Origin of the sequence: Kitasatospora sp. NPDC090091 (assembly GCF_044747365.1) — a bacterium.
Taxonomy (GTDB): Bacteria; Actinomycetota; Actinomycetes; order Streptomycetales; family Streptomycetaceae; genus Kitasatospora.
The window spans coordinates 89,586-107,197 of sequence record NZ_JBIVDY010000009.1 but is presented as its reverse complement, the minus strand read 5'-3'; the positions used below and the strand labels follow the sequence as shown (position 1 = coordinate 107,197).

The window sequence follows — 17,612 nt, the reverse complement described above, 5'->3', positions numbered from 1 at the left end:
AAACGGTCGGACCCTGTGATCACCCGAATGCCCGGCGGGCCCCGCGTTGGGCCAGTTGGGTGACAAAGGGCGGGTCGTCGCAACCGGGCCGGGCGGGTGTCGTTCTAGATGTCGCACTCCCCGTGCATATCTGTCGATGAGTCAGGAGGCTCCTATGAGCATCAAGAAGACGGCCGCCGTCGGTGCCGCCGTGGTAGGCATCGTGGCGGCCGGTGCCGGCACCGCGATGGCCAGCTCGGGCGCCGAGGGTGTCGCCGCGGGTTCCCCCGGTGTCATCTCCGGCAACCAGATCCAGGTTCCGGTGCACGTCCCGGTCAACCTGTGCGGCAACACCATCAACGTGATCGGTCTGCTGAACCCCGCGTTCGGCAACCACTGCCTCAACGCGGGCTGATCTGCGCCCGGTTCGGCCGGCGCGAGCCGCCGCCCCGCGCTTCCCTCCTGGGGTGCGGGGCGGCGGCTCTCCGTTTTGTGCCCGGCGTCAGCGACACCCTGCGGGCCGCCGCCGAGCAGGTGCCCGGCGTGCGGTACCTGGACCAGCGGCGGGTCGCCTTCGGTCACGAGGCCTGCGCCGAGTGGACCAGCTCGCCGTACGAGTACACCAACGGGGACGTCATCAACCTCTCCGAGCGGGTCCGCAACGGCTGCGACTCCCGGATCGGGATCCCCGGCCTGTGCATGAACATGGTCCGCCAGTCGTACCACCTGCGGGTCGCCGGCTACCGCGGTGAGGGCGTCGGACCGGAGCAAGGTCGTCACCGCGAGCGGCCACCTCGACGCCAAGGGCAACCCGCTGGTCGAGCTGGCCGTCGACACCGGCGCCCCCGGCCGGCTCTGGCAGCTGACCAAGCTCGGAATCGTCCACCTGCACGGCTGACCGCCGGCCGCCGCGACCGCCCGCGGCACCCCGCCGCCGACACCCGCGCAGGCCGGACCCTCGGCCCGGCGGGCTATCGGCGGCGGATTCTAAGGCATCGTCAGATCTCCTGTGGTGCAGATGCCTTGGTGGAAATCCCGGGTCGCGTCCGGGTGCATAATCCATCGGGTGATCGCCACTCTGGAGGACGCCGGGCCGGTGCTTCGCCCGGGCGCACACCTCGGGATCGTCTCCCGGCCGCTCTACCTGCTGCCACTGCTCCGCACCGGTGCCCTGGCCGCGCTGCTCTCCAGCGAGGCGGCGGACGCCGGCTGGGGTGCGCGGTTCGGGGTGGAGCTGCACGCGCAGGAGGAGTGGTCCGGCAGTCGCGACGGCGGACCGGGCGGGCCGGGGCTGGACGGCGTGGCCGGCCGGCTGCCCGGCCTGGTCGGCACGCGCTGGCGCGGCCGCGAGCTGCGGCTGGCCGCCTACGGCAGCCAGCGCGAGCAGTGGACCGCCGCCGTGGCGGCCACCGGCGCCCGGCTGCTGGTGCCGCCGCCCACCGCCGACTCCGACGTCCTGGTGGACAAGATCGCCATGCGCGCCTGGTTCGAGCAGCTCGGCGTACCGGCCCCGGCCAGCACCGTGGTGTCCGGCCGGCCCGACCACCGGGCGCTCCGCGGCCGCTTCGGTCCGCTCTACGTCGCCCAGTCGCCGCGCGGCTCGGCGGGCAACGGCACCCACCTCGTCCGGGCCGCCGACGACGCCGCCGTCCTGCCCGAGCGCGAGCGCTGGCTGGTCAGCGAGTACGTCGGCGACACCGCGCTCAACGTGCACGGCTTCGTCGGGCTGGACGGCCTGCCGCAGGTGCTGCGGCCCTCGCTCCAGCTGATCGGGGTCGCCGAGGCGGGCGCCGGCTTCGGCCAGTACGCCGGCTGCGACTTCGAGGCCCCGGAACGGCTCTCCCCGCGCGCCCTGAACCGGTGTCTGGAGGCCACCGAGCGGATCGGCTGGGGCCTGGCCGGCCTCGGTTACCGGGGCGTCTTCGGCGCCGACTTCGTCCTCGACGGCGACCGCGCGCTCGCCCTGGAGATCAACTGCCGGATGCAGGGCTCCACCTGGCTGCTCGGCGAGATCGAGCTGGAGCGGCCGGACGGCCGGCTGCCGACCCAGGTGCGGCACGTGCTGGAGCGGCACGGCGTGCCCACCGTCGGCAAGCCCGACCCGGACCCCGCGTCCGGCGTGCAGCTGACCGTCCGCCACACCGGCGGCCCGGCCCGCGCCGTCCGGGCGCCACGGGCGGGGGCGTACGCGCTGCACGAGGGCGTGCTGGTCCGCCGGGGCGACGCGGCCGGGCTGCTGGAGTGCGGCCCGGAGGAGACCGTGCTGGTCAACCTGCCTCCGGACGGCACCGTGCTGCACCCGGGCGCGGTGCTGGCCCGGCTGGTCGCCCGCCGCTCGCTCACCGCCCCGGACGGCCGCGCCCTCACGGCGGAGGGCCGCGCCCTGGTCGAGGCCCTGCACCGGCTCTACTCCTTCGGGGAGCCCGGCACGGAAGGTTGACGCGTACCGCCGGACCCCCGTGCCGTAGGCTCGGCCGGCGGCCGCCCGTTCGTGGTCGCGCCGATCACGAGCGGGGGCGGGGAGTCCAGAGCGATGACCACGGCATCGAGCACATCGAGTACGGAGCCGTCGAGCGCGGAGCCGGACGACCACGCCGAGCGGTCCGGGGGTGCCGAGCGGCAGGGCCGGTTCTCCGCCGCAGTGGACCGCTTCGCGCCCGCGCTCGGCGCGTACGCGGTCGTGAAGGCGACCGGCCTGACCGTCTTCATGCTGCTGCTCTCGCACACCGGGGACTTCCTGAAGAAGGACGTCGGCCGCGGCGGCGGTGCCCAGCCGTGGGACGTGCTCGGCACCTGGGACGGCATCTGGTACCAGCGGATCGCCGAGAACGGCTACGACCCGCAGCTGATCCCGCTGCACGGCTACCCGCTGGCCAGCTACTACGAGAACTCGGCCGCCTTCTTCCCGCTCTACCCGTGGCTGATGCGCCTGGTCGGCGCCGTCACCGGCCTCGGGCCGTACGGCTCCGGGATCCTGGTCTCGGTGCTGGCCTCCTTCGTCGCGGCGGCCGGCATCTTCGCGATCGCCGAGCGGCTCGGCGGCTTCCGGGCCGGGGTGATCGCCGCGGTGATCTGGGGCCTGTTCCCCGGCTCCGGCGTGGAGTGGGCGGTCTACTCGGACTCGCTCTTCGTGGCGATCTCCGCCTGGGCCTGCTACTGCGTGATGACGCACCGGTGGGTGGCGGCCGGGGTGCTCGCCCTCGCGGCCGGCCTCAACCGGCCGACCGCCGCGGTCGTGATAGCGGCCGTCTCGATCTCCGCGCTGGTGGCGCTGGTCCGGCGGACCGACGGCATCGCCCGCCCGCTGACCGCGATGCTGATCACCCCGTGGGGCCTGCTCTGGTACGTCGCCTGGGTCGGCTACCGGATGGGCGACTGGGGCGGCTACTTCAAGCTGCAGCGCGGCGCCTGGAACCGCTACTTCGACTGGGGCGCCTCCACCTCCCGCAACTTCCTGGACGTGATCACCGGGCACTGGGACTTCTGGCAGTCCAACCCGGTGCCGGACCTCATCGCGGTGGCGCTGCTGATCCTCCTGCCCGGCCTGCTGGTCCTGCTGCTGCGCACCCGGCCGCCGCTGGTGCTGGTGGTCTACACGCTGCTGACCGTCTTCACCGCGCTCAGCAGCAACCAGATCTTCGGCAACATCTCGCGCTACCTGCTGCCGGCCTTCCCGCTCTTCGTCGGCCTCGCGATCGCGCTGCGCCGGCTGCGGCCGGCCACCCTGGCGGGCCTGTTCGCGGTGCCGGCGGTGGCGGCCGGCTGGTACGCCGGGTACGCACTGTTCGAGCTGGGCATCCCGTAACCGCACCCCGCAGCCCGAACCCCGCAGCCCGAACCCCGCGCCCCGCAGCCGCACCCCGCAGCCGCACCCTCGGACCGGACCGGCGGAGATGGTTGATCACGGGATCATCTGCCGGCAGACGGTGTTGCTACGCTCGTGCGTATGACGACCAGTCGCCCCGCGCGCCAGTTCCGCGACATCTCCGGTCTGCTGGACCACGCCAGCCACGTGCTGGCGACCCGGATGGCGGCCGCGTTCACCGGGCTCGGGATCACCCCGCGCGCGTACTCCGTGCTGTTCCACGCGATGGAGGCCGAGCGCACCCAGATCCAGCTGGCCGAGCTGGCCGACCTGGACAAGACCACCATGGTCGTCACCGTCGACGAGCTGGAGCGGGCCGGCCTGGCCGAGCGCCGGCCGTCCGCCACCGACCGCCGGGCGCGGATCGTCTCGGTGACCGAGGCCGGGGAGCGGGCCGTCGAGCGCGGCACCGAGATCGCCGACCGGGTCCACCGGGAGGTGCTGGAGTCGCTGCCGGACGCGGAGCGGGCGGCCTTCGTCACGGCGCTGTCGCGGCTGGTGGAGGGGCCGCTGGCGGAGCCGGTGGAGGGCGAGCGGACGATCCGGCGGGCGCGCCGCTCCCGGAGCTGAGCACCGGCGGTCCAGGGCCCGGCCCCGGGGGCCCGCCCGGCCGGCCCGCGACCGCATCACCCGGCCGGTGCCACGACCGGGACGGTCGGAGCCGGACCGGTCAGGGCCAGACCAGGCAGTACAGCTGGTGGCCGGCGTCGTGCAGGCGGTTGGCGAAGTCCTGCCACTCGTGCAGCATGCTGTAGATCACGAAGGCGTCCCGGGGGCCGCGCCGGTCCGGGACGGTGGACCAGATGAACGCGGCCGCGCCGAGCTCGGTCTCGTCGGCCTTGCGCAGCGGTTCGACGACGTTGTGCGGGAGCTGCACGACGGCGTAGTCGGGGTGCAGCACGACCAGCTCCAGCGGCGGGACCTGGTGCAGCGGCACGCCCTGGATGCCGGTGAGGACCATGGCGCTCATGGTCTCCGGCTTGATCTTGGTGGAGAGGTGGCCGTTCGGGGAGCCGCTGGTCTCCATCAGGTCGCCGAGCCGCCCGAGCGAGCCGAGCTCGCCCGCGTCCAGGCCGAGCCCGCCGGGGCCGAGGGCGGTGGGGACTCTGGCGGCGGTGGCGCGGTCGGGTGCCCCGAAGTACTTGTAGGTCACCCCCACGCGTCCCTCACCCCGCCTCTCGCCACCACGACCGCCACGACCCGTACCCGCTCCCGTACCCCCGCGTGCGGCCTCGGCGGGCCTGCGGGAGCCACCCGCCGCCTCGTCGTAGCCGTCCTGCGCCTCGGACACTCGGACCATCCTCACCGGAATTCGCCGGAATCGACAGACCCCCGCACGTCCGGCGTCCCTCCGGACGTGCTCCTTACCCGTCATGCGCCGCCGTACCCAGTCCGGGCACGCGGCAGTCCTCTCAACACCCCTGCACCCGCAGGAGGCCGGAAACTCCCCGCGGTGCAAGCCGAGTACATAGTCTGACTGGTCCGGGCAGCCGGAGCAGTCAGGGGCTCCGTTGTACGGATAACCGTACAGAATTCCTCGCCCGGATCATCGTTCCAGATGATGAGGTCCGACATGCAGAGGTGAAGGACACGATTTGAGACCATGTCTCCCGTGAGCTACCCCTACGAAGCACCCCAGTCCCAGTCGCTCTTCGAGCGGGCCTCGGTCGTCACGCCCGGCGGCGTCAACTCCCCGGTGCGCGCCTTCCGCGCGGTCGGCGGCACGCCGCGCTTCATGGTGTCCGGCACCGGCCCCTACCTCACCGACGCCGACGGCCGCGAGTACGTCGACCTGGTGTGCTCGTGGGGTCCGATGATCCTCGGCCACGCGCACCCGGCCGTGATCGAGGCCGTCCAGCAGGCCGTCTCCCGCGGCACCTCCTTCGGTACGCCCGGCCAGGGCGAGGTCGAGCTGGCGGAGGAGATCGTCGCCCGGGTCGCCCCGGTCGAGCAGGTCCGCCTGGTCTCCTCCGGCACCGAGGCGACCATGTCCGCGATCCGGCTGGCCCGCGGCTTCACCGGCCGGGCGAAGGTCGTGAAGTTCGCCGGCTGCTACCACGGTCATGTGGACGCACTGCTGGCCGCCGCCGGTTCCGGCGTGGCGACCTTCGGTCTGCCGGACACCCCGGGCGTCACCGGCGCCCAGGCCGGCGACACCATCGTGCTGCCCTACAACGACCTGGCCGCCGTCGAGCAGGCCTTCCGGGCCCACCCGGGCGAGATCGCCTGCGTGATCACCGAGGCCTCGCCCGGCAACATGGGCGTCGTCCCGCCGCTGCCCGGCTTCAACGGCGGCCTGGCCCGGCTCTGCCGGGAGAACGGCGCGCTGTTCATCTCCGACGAGGTGATGACCGGCTTCCGCGTCTCCAAGGCCGGCTGGTACGGCCTGGAGGCGGCGAACGAGGGCTGGGCGCCGGACCTCCTGACCTTCGGCAAGGTCATGGGCGGCGGCTTCCCCGCGGCGGCCTTCGGCGGCCGCGCCGACGTGATGGGCCACCTGGCCCCGGCCGGCCCGGTCTACCAGGCGGGCACCCTCTCCGGGAACCCGATCGCCACCGCGGCCGGCCTGGCCCAGCTGCGCGGCTGCACCGACGAGGCGTACGCCACGGTGGACAAGGTGGCCGCCGAGGTCGGCACCCTGGTGTCGGACGCGCTGGCCAAGGAGGGCGTGGCGCACCGGCTGCAGACCGCCGGGAACATGTTCTCGGTGTTCTTCACCGAGGCCGCGGTCACCAACTACGACGAGGCCAAGACCCAGGAGGCGTTCCGGTTCAACGCCTTCTTCCACTCGATGCTCAGCCAGGGCGTCTACCTGCCCCCGTCCGCCTACGAGTCGTGGTTCGTCTCGGCGTCCCACGACGACCGGGCGGTCGAGCGGATCGCCGCCGCCCTGCCGGCCGCCGCCCGCGCCGCCGCCGAGGCCACGGCCTAGGCCCTGTCCGGTAGCCGGACAGGCCCAGACCCTACGAAGTCCCAGGAGAACTGAGAAGTGAGCGCCAAGGACATCACCGTCGTGCACCTGATGCGGCACGGCGAGGTGCACAACCCCGAGGGCATCCTCTACGGCCGCCTGCCCGGCTACCGGCTCTCCGAGCTGGGCCGGCGGATGGCCGACCGGGTGGCCGAGGACCTCGCCGACCGGGACATCACCCACGTGGTGGCGTCCCCGCTGGAGCGGGCGCAGGAGACCGCCGAGCCGATCGCCAAGTCGCACGGCCTGGACCTGGCGGTGGACGAGCGGCTGATCGAGGCGGACAACATCTTCCAGGGCAAGACCTTCGGGGTCGGCGACGGCTCCCTGAAGAACCCGGGCTACTGGAAGTACCTCACCAACCCGTTCAAGCCCTCCTGGGGCGAGCCGTACGTCGAGCAGGCGGTGCGGATGATGGGCGCGCTGGCCGCCGCCCGGGACGCCGCGCGCGGGCACGAGGCGGTCTGCGTCAGCCACCAGCTGCCGATCTGGACCGTCCGCTCCTTCGTCGAGCGCCGCCGGCTCTGGCACGACCCGCGCAACCGGCAGTGCTCGCTGGCCTCGCTGACCAGCTTCACGTTCGAGGGCGACCGGATCGTCTCCGTCGGCTACCGCGAGCCGGCCCGCGATCTGCTGCCCGCGCACCTGGTCGGCAAGGGCGGCAAGAGCAAGCCGGTGGGCAAGAGCTTCGGCGCCTGAGCGACGCCCGGAGCCGCGACCGGGACCGCGCCCGGAGCCGGGTGCGGACCTGTGTGCGAACCACGCGCCCACCGGGGCGTAAGCCGTGGGTAAGTATGGGCCGGATCACTCGGACCGCCACCGGGTGGTCCGGCCCAGCCGCAGGTCAGAGGGGGTGCGACGCGCAAGGCAGGACCCCCCCGAACCTGCCCGGGACTCCATGCGAAACTTTTCACATGTCTGCCATGGCGCGCCCCCGTCCCCGTGTCGCCGCAGCCGCCGCCGCCACAGCCGCCGCCGCTGCGCTCGCCCTCACCGGTTGCTCCTCCTCGGGCTCGTCGGGCAGCGGTGACGGCCAGATCGGCTTCGTCAGCGCCAAGGGCAGCAACATCTCCAAGGCCGAGGTGGGCCACCGCCAGGACGCGCCGGACCTCTCCGGCAACACCCTGGAAGGCACCCCGGTCAAGCTCGCCGACTACCGCGGCAAGGTCGTCGTCCTGAACGTCTGGGGCTCCTGGTGCGGTCCGTGCCGGGCCGAGGCGGACGACCTGCAGCGCGTCTGGGAGAAGTACAAGGACCAGGGCGTCCAGTTCCTCGGCATCAACACCCGGGACCCGGAGATCGTCAACGCCGTCCGCTTCGAGCAGGAGAAGGGCGTCACCTTCCCCAGCCTCTACGACCCGGCCGGCACCCAGCTGCTGAAGTTCCCCAAGGGCAGCCTCAACCCGCAGTCCGTCCCGACCACCATCGTGGTCGACCGCGAGGGCAAGCTCGCCGCCCGGGCCGTCGGCGGCCAGACCGACGACGCCCTGGAGTCGGTGCTCCAGCCGGTGCTCGCGGAGCAGAAGCAGTGAGTGCCGCGCTGCAGCTGGCCGACACCACCGGGACCATCCAGGGCGGGGCGCTGCTGATCGCCGCGCCGATCGCCCTGGTGGCCGGCCTGGCCTCGTTCTTCTCGCCCTGCGTGCTGCCGCTGGTCCCGGGCTACCTCTCGTACGTCACCGGCTTCTCCGCCGCCGACCTCGCCGACGCGCGCGGCGCGCGGCGCGGCCGGATGCTGGCCGGCGCGCTGCTCTTCATCCTCGGCTTCACCGCCGTCTTCGTCTCCGGCGGCGCGCTGTTCGGCTACTTCGGCTCGACGCTGCAGGAGCACAAGCGGGTCATCTCGATCGTGCTCGGCACGCTGACCGTCGTGATGGGCCTCGCCTTCATGGGGCTGGTGCCCGGCCTGAGCATGCGCGAGCTGCGCTCGCACCGCCGCCCGGCGGTCGGCCTGCTGGGCGCGCCGATGCTGGGCGTGGTCTTCGGCGTCGGCTGGACGCCCTGCCTCGGCCCGACCCTGTCCGCCGTCCAGAACCTCGCCCTCAACGAGGCCGACGCGGGCCGTGCGGCGCTGCTGATGACCGCCTACTGCCTGGGCCTGGGCGTACCGTTCGTCGTGGCCGCACTGGCCTTCCGCCGGGCGCTGGGCGCCTTCGGCTGGGTCAAGCGACACTACCCGCTCGTCATGCGGATCGGCGGCGGCATGCTCGTCGCGGTCGGTCTGCTGCTGGTCACCGGGGCCTGGGACTCCATGGTGAACGAGCTGCAGTCCTGGACCGCCGACTTCCAGATCGGAATCTGACCCGTGAGCAAGACCCCGACCGATACCGAGCTGCCCCCGGCGGCGGTCGAGGACGCGGCCGAGCGGCTGACCACCGCGCCGACCGAGTCGGACGGCCCCGTCGGCATCGGCGTGCTCGGCTGGCTGCGCTGGGTGTGGCGCCAGCTGACCTCGATGCGGGTCGCGCTGATCCTGCTCTTCCTGCTCTCGCTGGCCGCCATCCCCGGGTCGCTGATCCCGCAGAACGGCCAGAACCAGTTCAAGGTCGAGACCTGGAAGGCGCAGCACACCACCGTCGCGCCGGTCTACGAGAAGCTCCAGCTGTTCGACGTCTACAGCTCGGTCTGGTTCTCGGCGATCTACATCCTGCTCTTCGTCTCGCTGGCGGGCTGCATCGTCCCGCGGACCTGGCAGTTCGTCGGCGTGCTGCGGGCCCAGCCGCCGGCCGCGCCGAGCAACCTGACCCGGATGCCGGTCCACGCGGCCTGGCGCACCGACGCCGACGCCGAGACGGTCAACGCCGCCGCGTACCGGCTGCTGCGCAAGCGCCGGTTCCGCGCGAACCTCGCCGGCGGTTCGGTGGCCGCCGAGAAGGGCTACCTGCGCGAGGTCGGCAACCTGGTCTTCCACCTGTCGCTGTTCGCGCTGCTGGGCGGTTTCGCCTGGGCGAGCCTCGCCGCCGGCACCGGCGGCAAGCTGATGGTCGCGGGCGAGGGCTACTCCAACACCATCACCCAGCTGGACGACTTCACCGGCTCGCGGTTCTACGCCAGCCAGGACCTCGACCCCTTCTACCTGAAGCTGAACGGCTTCACGGCGCGCTTCCAGAGCAAGGGCGACCAGATCGGCGCGGCCCGGCAGTTCACCGCGAACGTCGAGTACTACTCCGGCAGCGACGCGGAGAAGCTCAAGCGGGGCACGATCGAGGTCAACCACCCGCTGGAGATCGGCAGCAGCAAGGTCTACCTGATCGGCCACGGCTACGCCCCGGTGATCACCGTGCGCAACGCCGCCGGCGAGGTCGTCTACTCCGGTGCGACGCCGTTCCTGCCGCAGGACGGCAACCTCACCTCCACCGGCGTCGTCAAGGTCTCCGACTACGGTGACAAGGACGGCAAGAAGACCCAGATGGGCTTCTCCGGCTTCTTCCTGCCGACCGCCCCGGTGGCGTTCGACGCGAACACCGGCCCGCGCTCGCTCTTCCCCGGCGACGCCGACCCGGCGCTGGTGCTGAACGCCTTCGCGGGCGACCTCGGCACCGACTCCGGCCTGCCGCAGAACGTCTACCAGCTCAACACCAAGAACCTCACCCAGCTCCAGCAGGACGGCCAGCCCGCCAAGGTCCGGCTGAAGGTGGGCCAGGGCTGGACCCTGCCGGACGGCTACGGCACCGTCACCTTCGACGGCTACAAGCAGTGGGCCAGCTTCAACATCTCGCACCGCCCGGGCAACGAGATCGCCCTGGTCGGCGGTGTGCTGGCGATCCTCGGCCTGATCGGCTCGTTGTTCGTGCAGCGCCGCCGGATCTGGGTGCGGGCCGTGGCCCTGCCGGGCGGCGGCACCCAGGTGGAGCTGGCCGGCCTGGCCCGCAGCGAGTCGGCGAAGATCGCCGAGGAGCTGGCCGAGCTGGCGGTGGACCTCCAGGACGACGCGCCCGCGACCGACGACCCGGACGAGCCGGCCGCCGAGGGCGAGCCGGCAACACCAGAGCCCTCGCAGCCCGCAGAGCCCGCAGAGCCCGCACAGCCCGCAGTCCCCGCCGACCAGAAGTCCAAGGAGTAGACGGTGCAACTCGCCTCGGCGGTCGACCCCCAGCTGGCCGACCTCTCCAACAAGCTGATCTATTCGGCCATGGCCGTCTACCTGATCGCCATGTTCGCCCACATGTTCGAGTGGACGTTCGGCAGCAAGGGCGCCGTCGCCGTCCGCTCGACCGAGCAGGCCGGCCTGGCCGAGACGGTCGCCGCGGCCGGGGCCGCGAACGCCAAGAGCGCCAAGAAGGTCACCGTCACGGTCGCCTCGGCGGGCGGGGGCACCACCACGCTCACCCGCACCGCCCTGGCGGGCGAGGGCGCGATGGTGGTCACCAGCGGCCGCGGCGAGGACGAGACGGACGGCCCGGGCGCCGCCGGCACCAGCGAGCGGGCCGACCTGGCGGGCCGGATCGCGGTCTCGCTGACCGTGCTCGCGGCCATGCTGCACGCGGGCGGCGTGCTCACCCGCGGCCTCTCGGTCTCCCGCTGGCCGTGGGGCAACATGTACGAGTTCTCCTGCGCCTTCGCGCTGGCGATGGCCACCGCCTACCTCGGCCTGCTGGCCTCCCGGAAGAAGGTCCGCTGGCTCGGCCTGCCGGTCACCCTGGCCGTCCTGCTGACCCTCGGCGTCGCGGTCTCGGTGCTGTACACCGAGTCCGAGCAGCTCGTCCCGGCGCTGCACTCGTACTGGCTGGCGATCCACGTCTCCACCGCGATCGTCTGCGGCGGCGCCTTCTACGCGGCGTTCATCGCCACGCTGCTCTACCTGGGCAAGGACTCCTTCGACAAGCGGATGGCGGCCGGCCTGGCCACCGGCCCGCTCGGCACCTCGCCGTCCATCTGGCGGCGCCTGCCGGCCGCGTCCACCCTGGACAAGCTGTCCTACCGGATCAACGCGCTGGTCTTCCCGCTCTGGACCTTCACCATCATCGCGGGCGCGATCTGGGCCGAGGCGGCCTGGGGCAAGTACTGGGAGTGGGACCCGAAGGAGACCTGGTCGTTCATCACCTGGGTCGCCTACGCCTGCTACCTGCACGCCCGCGCCACCGCCGGCTGGAAGGGACGCAAGGCCGCCTACCTGGCCCTGGCCGCGTTCGCCTGCTGGCTCTTCAACTACTACGGCGTGAACATCTTCGTCACGGGAAAGCACTCCTACGCGGGGATCTGACCCGGGCACAGCACGAAGCACGCTCGGCCCGGCGCTCCGCAGATCGGAAGCCGGGCCGAGGTGTGACAGGGGTAGTTCGTGCCGGCCAACCCGAGCCGGCACGGGGAGGAACGAGGAGGAAATCGCGCAATGGAGTGCGACGAGGTCATGCTGACCGTCCGAATCACCGCCGCCGAGCGCATGCTGCTCCGCCGGCTCGCCCAGGGACACCGGAGCGACGTCTCCGAGGTCGTGGCGGACGGCCTGCTGGACATCATCCCCACACTCAGTACGCAGGCGGACGCCTTCCGCCTGCTGGGCGCGCTCGCGGCCCCCGCGCCGTGCGCCCTGACGGTCTGGCTGCCGACGCCGCTGGCCGACCTGCTCGTCCCGGGCGCGGCCCGGATCGCCCAGGTCACCCAGGTCCGGGTCGGGTCGGCCAGCGCCATGCTCGGCGCCGCCCTGCGGCTCTGGCTGGCCCAGGACCCGAGCCGACTGGCCGCCAACCTCAGCGTGATGCACGCCGGCCGGCCGGCCGCGCTGGTCGCGGCCTGATCCGGGCGGGGCGCCGCCGGTCTCAGCAGGCGAGCGGCAGGCCCGGATCGCGGTCCGGGCCTGCCGGGCGCCGGTCGGCGGCCCCGCCGTCGGCCGGGGCGGTCAGCAGCCGGCACTCGGCCACCGTCCGGCCTTCCTGCGTCAGCAGCACCCGGACCGGTACGGACGGGCCGTCCGCTCCGGCCCCGGCGGCGATCCGGGGCTCCCGGACGGCCCGCACCAGGCACGGCCGGTCGAGCTCGATGAAGCCGCTGAACGAGGACACCAGCTCCACCGGCACCACCGGATCGGGGTGGCGCAGCCGCTGGGCGGCCTGGCGGGCGGCCTCCAGGACGACCATGCCGGGCACGTGGTCCAGGGCCGGCTCGGAGAGCACCGGGTGGCGGACGTCGGCGCGCAGCAGCCAGCTGCCCGGCACCGGCGACGGCCCGAGCACGACGTCGGCGGCCTGCTCGCGGCCGGCCATCTGGGGCTTGGTGCAGGCGGGGGGAAGCCAGGGCGCCGCCGCGCGCCGGGCAGGCTCGCGCAGCCGGGCGTACGCGGCGGGGGAGAGCGCCCGCAACTGGACGGCGGCGCGGCCGACCGGGCGGCCGTCCCGCTCGACCTCGACGTGCACCCGCAGCGAGGCCAGCCGCCCGTGCCGGATCCGGACGTCCTGGCAGTTCGCCCGGAGCATCAGGGCGGCGGGGGCGCCGGTGATGGCGAGCCCGTCCAGACCGTCCGGGCCGAGGGAGTAGCAGAGCTCGTCCAGCGCGAAGTGGTGCCCGCGGGGTACGCCGAAGCCGACGTGGCCGATCAGCAGTGCGGCCTGCCGGACGGTCTCGGCCATCAGCACCGGGTCGTGGTGGCGGTCGCCGGGCAGCCGGTAGAAGCCGTGCAGCCGGGGCCACTGGGCACCGAGCAGGAAGTCGTAGGGGCCGGTGGACTGCCAGCCGGTGATCAGGACCTCGGAGACGGAGGAGCGGTGGACCAGGTGGCGGGAGACGGTCCGGTCGTGGAAGTCGTAGTCGGCGCCGGTGCGGAAATACGGACCGTCGGCATCCGGTTCTACGATCGCTGGCATGGCTGGCCCCACTCCCGGGTCTCGGTCGACCGGCCGCGCCGGCGGCCCCCTCACAAAACATACAAACCAACCGGTTTGCCTGCTGTGACTGGGGTCCCCGCTGCCGGGACCTCGGCGTGATCACGTTACCCGCGCACCGGCCTGCGGGAACGTCCGGGCGGGCGATGCCGGACCTTGGGCGGGGGTCGATCCCCGCTGGACGGCGGGGGAGAGCGAGGAGCTAGATTAGATACCAACCATGCGGTTTCGGGCGGGCCGTCCGCATGCGAGGCGTCGCACCACCGACGGCGGCGCCCTGACAGCAGCCGGGCGAGCCGGGATCTCGCCGAGGCCGAGGCCGGAGGGGCCAGTGGTCAAGCAGGAACGTGCGGGGAGGACGAGGCAGGCCGTGCTGCTCGCCGCGGCGGACGCGTTCGCGGAGGCCGGCTTCGAAGCGGCCAACCTGGTGGACATCAGCCGCCGGGCGGGCGTCAGCAAGGGCGCGCTCTACTTCCACTTCGTCTCCAAGCAGGCGCTGGCCGACGGCGTCCGTGCGGCTGCCGCCCGCGAGATCGGCTCGGCCGCCCTGCGCGCCCGGCGGGCCGGCGGACCGGCCCTCCAGGGCCTGATCGACTTCTCGCACGAGCTGGCCCGGCTGCTGCGCGAGGACGTGCTGGTGCGGGCCGGCGTCCAGCTCGGCCAGGGCACCCGGTCCGGGGCCGGGGCCGCCTGGCGGAGCCTCACCGAGGTCTTCCGCCGCCTGCTGGACCGCGCCGCCGACGCCGGCGAGCTGCACCCAGGGGTGGACCTTCGGCAGGCCGCCGACCTGCTCACCACCCTGGCGGCCGGCCTGGTGCTGTTCGCCCCCGAGGACGCCGGCCGGCTGCGGCCGGAGGCGGTGCGCGGCCTTTGGGCCGCGGCCCTGCCCGCACTGGTGCCGGCCGACCGCTGCTCGGCCTACCGGACCTGAGACGGCGGCACCACCCGAGGCCGCGCCGGCCGCACCTGAGGCTCGTGCCGCCCGCGCCCGAGAACGGGCCGGCGCCACCTGCGGGCGCTTCGAACGCCCCTGAGGCTGCCTCAGTCGTCGGTGCTCGTGACCGGGCCGGGGACGGGTGAGGGCTCGGGCTCGCCGCCCGGCGCCCGGTCCGCCACGCTGATCCGGGCCAGCGCGTGCGGCTGGACCAGCCCCGGCAGCAGCATCGTCCAGAGGTCGGCCATCCGCTGCAGCAGGTCGCGGCGTCCGGTCAGCACCTGCGAGCTGAGCTGGATCCCGGTGACCGCGCCGGTGATCACCCCGGCCGCCGCCGCCGGGTCCAGGCCTGGGTGCAGGTCGCCCGCGTCGCGGGCCTGCTCCAGCAGTGCGCGCGCCGCGTCCGACCAGCGCTGGTAGGCGGCGATCTGCGGCTGGGTGAAGCTGCCGTGCTCGATGGTCAGCCGGATGCTGCCGCGCACCATCGGGTCGTCCACCAGCGCGTGGGCGAAGGCGTAGCCGAGGTCGATCAGGGTCTGCACCGGGCTGTCCGAGGTCGGCCGCCAGGTGGCGAGCCAGGCGCCCTGCCCCTCGATCACCGCGAGCGCGAGCTCCTCCTTGGAGCCGAAGTGGAAGTACAGCGCGCCCTTGGTGACGCCGGCCCGCTCCAGGATCTCCGACATGGTGGCGGCGGCGTAGCCGCGCTCGTCGAACACCTCGGCCGCGGCGAGGAGTACCGTCTGGCGCGTTGCCAGTGCCCGGGCCTGCCTGGCCATCGCAGCCTCCCTGGAATGCTCTCGTACTCGGCGGCGGCCGATCCTACGGGGGCCGACGGGGCGGGGAATCGCATACCGTCCAGTAGGTATTCTACCGAGCCGCCCGTCGCCGGACCGGTGTGCGAGGACGCCCCCGGGGCCGGGAACGGCGAAGGCCGGCCACCCGGAGGGGGTGGCCGGCCGTCGGTCGGATGCTGCGGGGCCGTCAGGCGGCCTGCTGCCAGCTGACCGGCGAGAAGTACGCCGGACGGCGCTCCAGGCGGTGCCAGTTGGCGATCGGCTCGACCGGCGCCACGGCGGCGGCGGCCTGCTGGGCGGCCGCGGCGCGGGCCATCAGCACGGCGGTCAGGGCGGCGAGCTCCTCGTCGGAGAGCGAGCCACGGACGACGCGGACGAGAGGTTCGGCGGAAGCGGTCATGGTGTTGGTTTCTCCCCCGGCACGTTTCTGGTGAATGGTCAGCAGAACTGCGGTGCTACATGGGCGGGTTGCCGTGCTTGCGGCTCGGCAGGTCGGCGTGCTTGGTGCGGAGCATGGCGAGCGAGGAGGCCAGGACCTGGCGGGTCTCGGCGGGGTCGATGACGTCGTCCACGAGGCCGCGCTCGGCCGCGTAGTACGGGTGCATCAGCTCGGTCTTGTACTCCTTGATCTTCTGGGCGCGCATCGCCTCGGGGTCCTCGGCGCCGTTGATGTCGCGGCGGAAGATCACGTTGGCGGCGCCCTCGGCGCCCATGACGGCGATCTCGTTGGTCGGCCAGGCGAACGAGAGGTCCGCGCCGATCGAACGGGAGTCCATCACGATGTACGCGCCGCCGTAGGCCTTGCGCAGGATCAGCTGGATCCGCGGCACGGTGGCGTTGCAGTACGCGTACAGCAGCTTGGCGCCGTGCCGGATGATGCCGTCGTGCTCCTGGTCGACGCCGGGCAGGAAGCCGGGGACGTCGAGCATGGTGACCAGCGGGATGTTGAAGGCGTCGCACATCTGGACGAAGCGCGCGGCCTTCTCGCTCGCGTTGATGTCGAGCACGCCGGCCAGCGACTGCGGCTGGTTGGCGATGATGCCGGTGACGTGCCCGTCGATCCGCGCCAGCACGCAGAGCACGTTGGTGGCCCAGCGCTCGTGGACCTCCAGGTACTCGCCGTGGTCGACGATCTCCTCGATCACCTTGCGCATGTCGTACGGGCGGTTGCCGTCGACCGGCACCAGGTCGAGCAGCGCGTCGTTGCGGCGGTCCACCGGGTCGTCGTTGACGGCGGTCGGCGGCATCTCGCGGTTGTTCTGCGGCAGCAGCGAGAGGAGGTAGCGGACCTCCTCGATGCAGGACTGCTCGTCGTCGTAGGCGAAGTGCGAGACGCCGGAGACCCCGGAGTGGACGTCGGCGCCGCCCAGGCCGTTCTGGCTGATCTTCTCGCCGGTCACGGCCTGGACCACGTCCGGGCCGGTGATGAACATCTGCGAGGTCTCGCGGACCATGAAGACGAAGTCGGTCAGGGCCGGGGAGTACGCGGCGCCGCCGGCGCACGGGCCGAGCATCACCGAGATCTGCGGGATGACGCCCGACGCCCGGGTGTTGCGCTGGAAGATGCCGCCGTAGCCGGCGAGGGCGGTGACGCCCTCCTGGATGCGGGCGCCGGCGCCGTCGTTCAGCGACACCAGCGGCGCACCGGCCGCGATGGCCATGTCCATGATCTTGTGGATCTTCTGCGCGTGGGCCTCGCCCAGCGCACCGCCGAAGATCCGGAAGTCGTGGGCGTAGGTGAAGACGGTCCGGCCGTGCACCGTGCCCCAGCCGACGATCACGCCGTCGGTGTGCGGCTTCTTCGCCTCCAGGCCGAAGCCGGTGGCGCGGTGCCGGCGCAGCGGCTCCACCTCACGGAACGAGCCCTCGTCGAGCAGCAGCTCGATGCGCTCACGGGCGGTCAGCTTGCCCTTGGCGTGCTGGGCCTCGGTGGCCTTCTCGCTCGGGCCTCGGCGGACCTGGTCGCGCAGTTCGTGCAGCTCGGCGACCCGCCCGTGGGCGTCGGCCGGGATCTCGGGGATCTCGTCGCCGACCGGCGCCTCATGCACAACCGTCATCTCGAACCACTCCAAGGGTGAGGGAACTGTCCGACAGCCAACGTCTGCATTGCCCCCGGCTGCGAATCACTTCTTCACTTATGACTGTACGAGGGGCGCGGCGCTGGTTTCGGCGTCGATTCCGTACAAGGTCGCGTCCGTTTAGATGTCAGGGCTGTACAGAAACCGCGGGCGGGCACTGTGATCGGACGGTG

General features: G+C 72.8%; 18 protein-coding genes. 13 read left to right on the top strand and 5 right to left on the bottom strand.

Going from position 1 to position 17,612, the window contains the following annotated elements:
- The first annotated feature begins 154 nt into the window (after nt 1–154).
- The 5 genes from ACIPSC_RS17575 to ACIPSC_RS17555 all read left to right on the top strand — a co-directional run bounded on the left by ACIPSC_RS17575 (nt 155) and on the right by ACIPSC_RS17555 (nt 4,414).
- Complete coding sequence (locus ACIPSC_RS17575; protein ID WP_313764313.1) at nt 155–394, top strand: chaplin; 240 nt, start codon at nt 155–157, stop codon at nt 392–394.
- A 333-nt stretch (nt 395–727) separates the two neighbouring features.
- On the top strand, nt 728–877 hold the full coding sequence (locus ACIPSC_RS17570) for a hypothetical protein (RefSeq protein ID WP_400826592.1): 150 nt from the start codon (nt 728–730) through the stop codon (nt 875–877).
- Between the two features lie 168 nt (nt 878–1,045).
- On the top strand, nt 1,046–2,419 hold the full coding sequence (locus ACIPSC_RS17565) for an ATP-grasp domain-containing protein (protein WP_400826590.1): 1,374 nt from the start codon (nt 1,046–1,048) through the stop codon (nt 2,417–2,419).
- Nucleotides 2,420–2,512: 93 nt separating this feature from the next.
- Nucleotides 2,513–3,784 (top strand): hypothetical protein, encoded by a 1,272-nt coding sequence (locus ACIPSC_RS17560; RefSeq protein WP_400826588.1) that lies wholly within the window; start codon nt 2,513–2,515, stop codon nt 3,782–3,784.
- A gap of 141 nt (nt 3,785–3,925) precedes the next feature.
- Complete coding sequence (locus tag ACIPSC_RS17555; protein WP_400826587.1) at nt 3,926–4,414, top strand: MarR family winged helix-turn-helix transcriptional regulator; 489 nt, start codon at nt 3,926–3,928, stop codon at nt 4,412–4,414.
- 100 nt (nt 4,415–4,514) lie between these two features.
- Here the strand turns inward: ACIPSC_RS17555 and ACIPSC_RS17550 are convergent, their stop codons facing one another.
- Nucleotides 4,515–5,144 (bottom strand): hypothetical protein, encoded by a 630-nt coding sequence (locus ACIPSC_RS17550; RefSeq protein WP_238863704.1) that lies wholly within the window; start codon nt 5,142–5,144, stop codon nt 4,515–4,517.
- A gap of 303 nt (nt 5,145–5,447) precedes the next feature.
- On the opposite strand from ACIPSC_RS17550, the gene hemL reads away from it, so the two are divergent.
- The 7 genes from hemL to ACIPSC_RS17515 all read left to right on the top strand — a co-directional run bounded on the left by hemL (nt 5,448) and on the right by ACIPSC_RS17515 (nt 12,552).
- Entirely contained in the window at nt 5,448–6,776 is a 1,329-nt protein-coding gene (gene hemL / locus ACIPSC_RS17545) for a glutamate-1-semialdehyde 2,1-aminomutase (protein WP_400826586.1), read from the top strand.
- Between the two features lie 90 nt (nt 6,777–6,866).
- Nucleotides 6,867–7,514, top strand: a complete 648-nt coding sequence (locus tag ACIPSC_RS17540) for a histidine phosphatase family protein (protein ID WP_400826831.1) — start codon at nt 6,867–6,869, stop codon at nt 7,512–7,514.
- A gap of 215 nt (nt 7,515–7,729) precedes the next feature.
- A complete protein-coding gene (locus ACIPSC_RS17535) occupies nt 7,730–8,347 on the top strand; it encodes a TlpA family protein disulfide reductase (RefSeq protein WP_400826585.1) in 618 nt (205 codons plus the stop codon).
- Nucleotides 8,344–9,117 (top strand): cytochrome c biogenesis CcdA family protein, encoded by a 774-nt coding sequence (locus tag ACIPSC_RS17530; RefSeq protein WP_400826584.1) that lies wholly within the window; start codon nt 8,344–8,346, stop codon nt 9,115–9,117. The genes ACIPSC_RS17535 and ACIPSC_RS17530 overlap by 4 nt, the downstream gene beginning before the upstream one ends.
- A 3-nt stretch (nt 9,118–9,120) precedes the next feature.
- Nucleotides 9,121–10,878, top strand: coding sequence for a cytochrome c biogenesis protein ResB (locus ACIPSC_RS17525; RefSeq protein ID WP_400826582.1), 1,758 nt, complete (start codon nt 9,121–9,123; stop codon nt 10,876–10,878).
- A 3-nt stretch (nt 10,879–10,881) separates the two neighbouring features.
- Nucleotides 10,882–12,018, top strand: a complete 1,137-nt coding sequence (gene ccsB, locus ACIPSC_RS17520; protein WP_400826581.1) for a c-type cytochrome biogenesis protein CcsB — start codon at nt 10,882–10,884, stop codon at nt 12,016–12,018.
- 147 nt (nt 12,019–12,165) lie between these two features.
- Complete coding sequence (locus ACIPSC_RS17515) at nt 12,166–12,552, top strand: hypothetical protein (protein WP_395295688.1); 387 nt, start codon at nt 12,166–12,168, stop codon at nt 12,550–12,552.
- Between the two features lie 22 nt (nt 12,553–12,574).
- Here ACIPSC_RS17515 and ACIPSC_RS17510 read toward each other — a convergent pair whose 3' ends face one another.
- A complete protein-coding gene (locus ACIPSC_RS17510; RefSeq protein WP_400826580.1) occupies nt 12,575–13,615 on the bottom strand; it encodes a ScbA/BarX family gamma-butyrolactone biosynthesis protein in 1,041 nt (346 codons plus the stop codon).
- Nucleotides 13,616–13,964: 349 nt separating this feature from the next.
- Between ACIPSC_RS17510 and ACIPSC_RS17505 the strand changes: the two genes are divergently transcribed.
- Nucleotides 13,965–14,564, top strand: a complete 600-nt coding sequence (locus ACIPSC_RS17505) for a ScbR family autoregulator-binding transcription factor (RefSeq protein WP_400826578.1) — start codon at nt 13,965–13,967, stop codon at nt 14,562–14,564.
- 110 nt (nt 14,565–14,674) lie between these two features.
- Here the strand turns inward: ACIPSC_RS17505 and ACIPSC_RS17500 are convergent, their stop codons facing one another.
- The 3 genes from ACIPSC_RS17500 to ACIPSC_RS17490 all read right to left on the bottom strand — a co-directional run bounded on the left by ACIPSC_RS17500 (nt 14,675) and on the right by ACIPSC_RS17490 (nt 17,418).
- A complete protein-coding gene (locus ACIPSC_RS17500; RefSeq protein WP_400826576.1) occupies nt 14,675–15,343 on the bottom strand; it encodes a ScbR family autoregulator-binding transcription factor in 669 nt (222 codons plus the stop codon).
- 205 nt (nt 15,344–15,548) lie between these two features.
- On the bottom strand, nt 15,549–15,761 hold the full coding sequence (locus ACIPSC_RS17495) for an acyl-CoA carboxylase subunit epsilon (RefSeq protein WP_238863713.1): 213 nt from the start codon (nt 15,759–15,761) through the stop codon (nt 15,549–15,551).
- A 55-nt stretch (nt 15,762–15,816) separates the two neighbouring features.
- Entirely contained in the window at nt 15,817–17,418 is a 1,602-nt protein-coding gene (locus tag ACIPSC_RS17490) for an acyl-CoA carboxylase subunit beta (RefSeq protein WP_400826574.1), read from the bottom strand.
- Nucleotides 17,419–17,612: the final 194 nt, after the last annotated feature.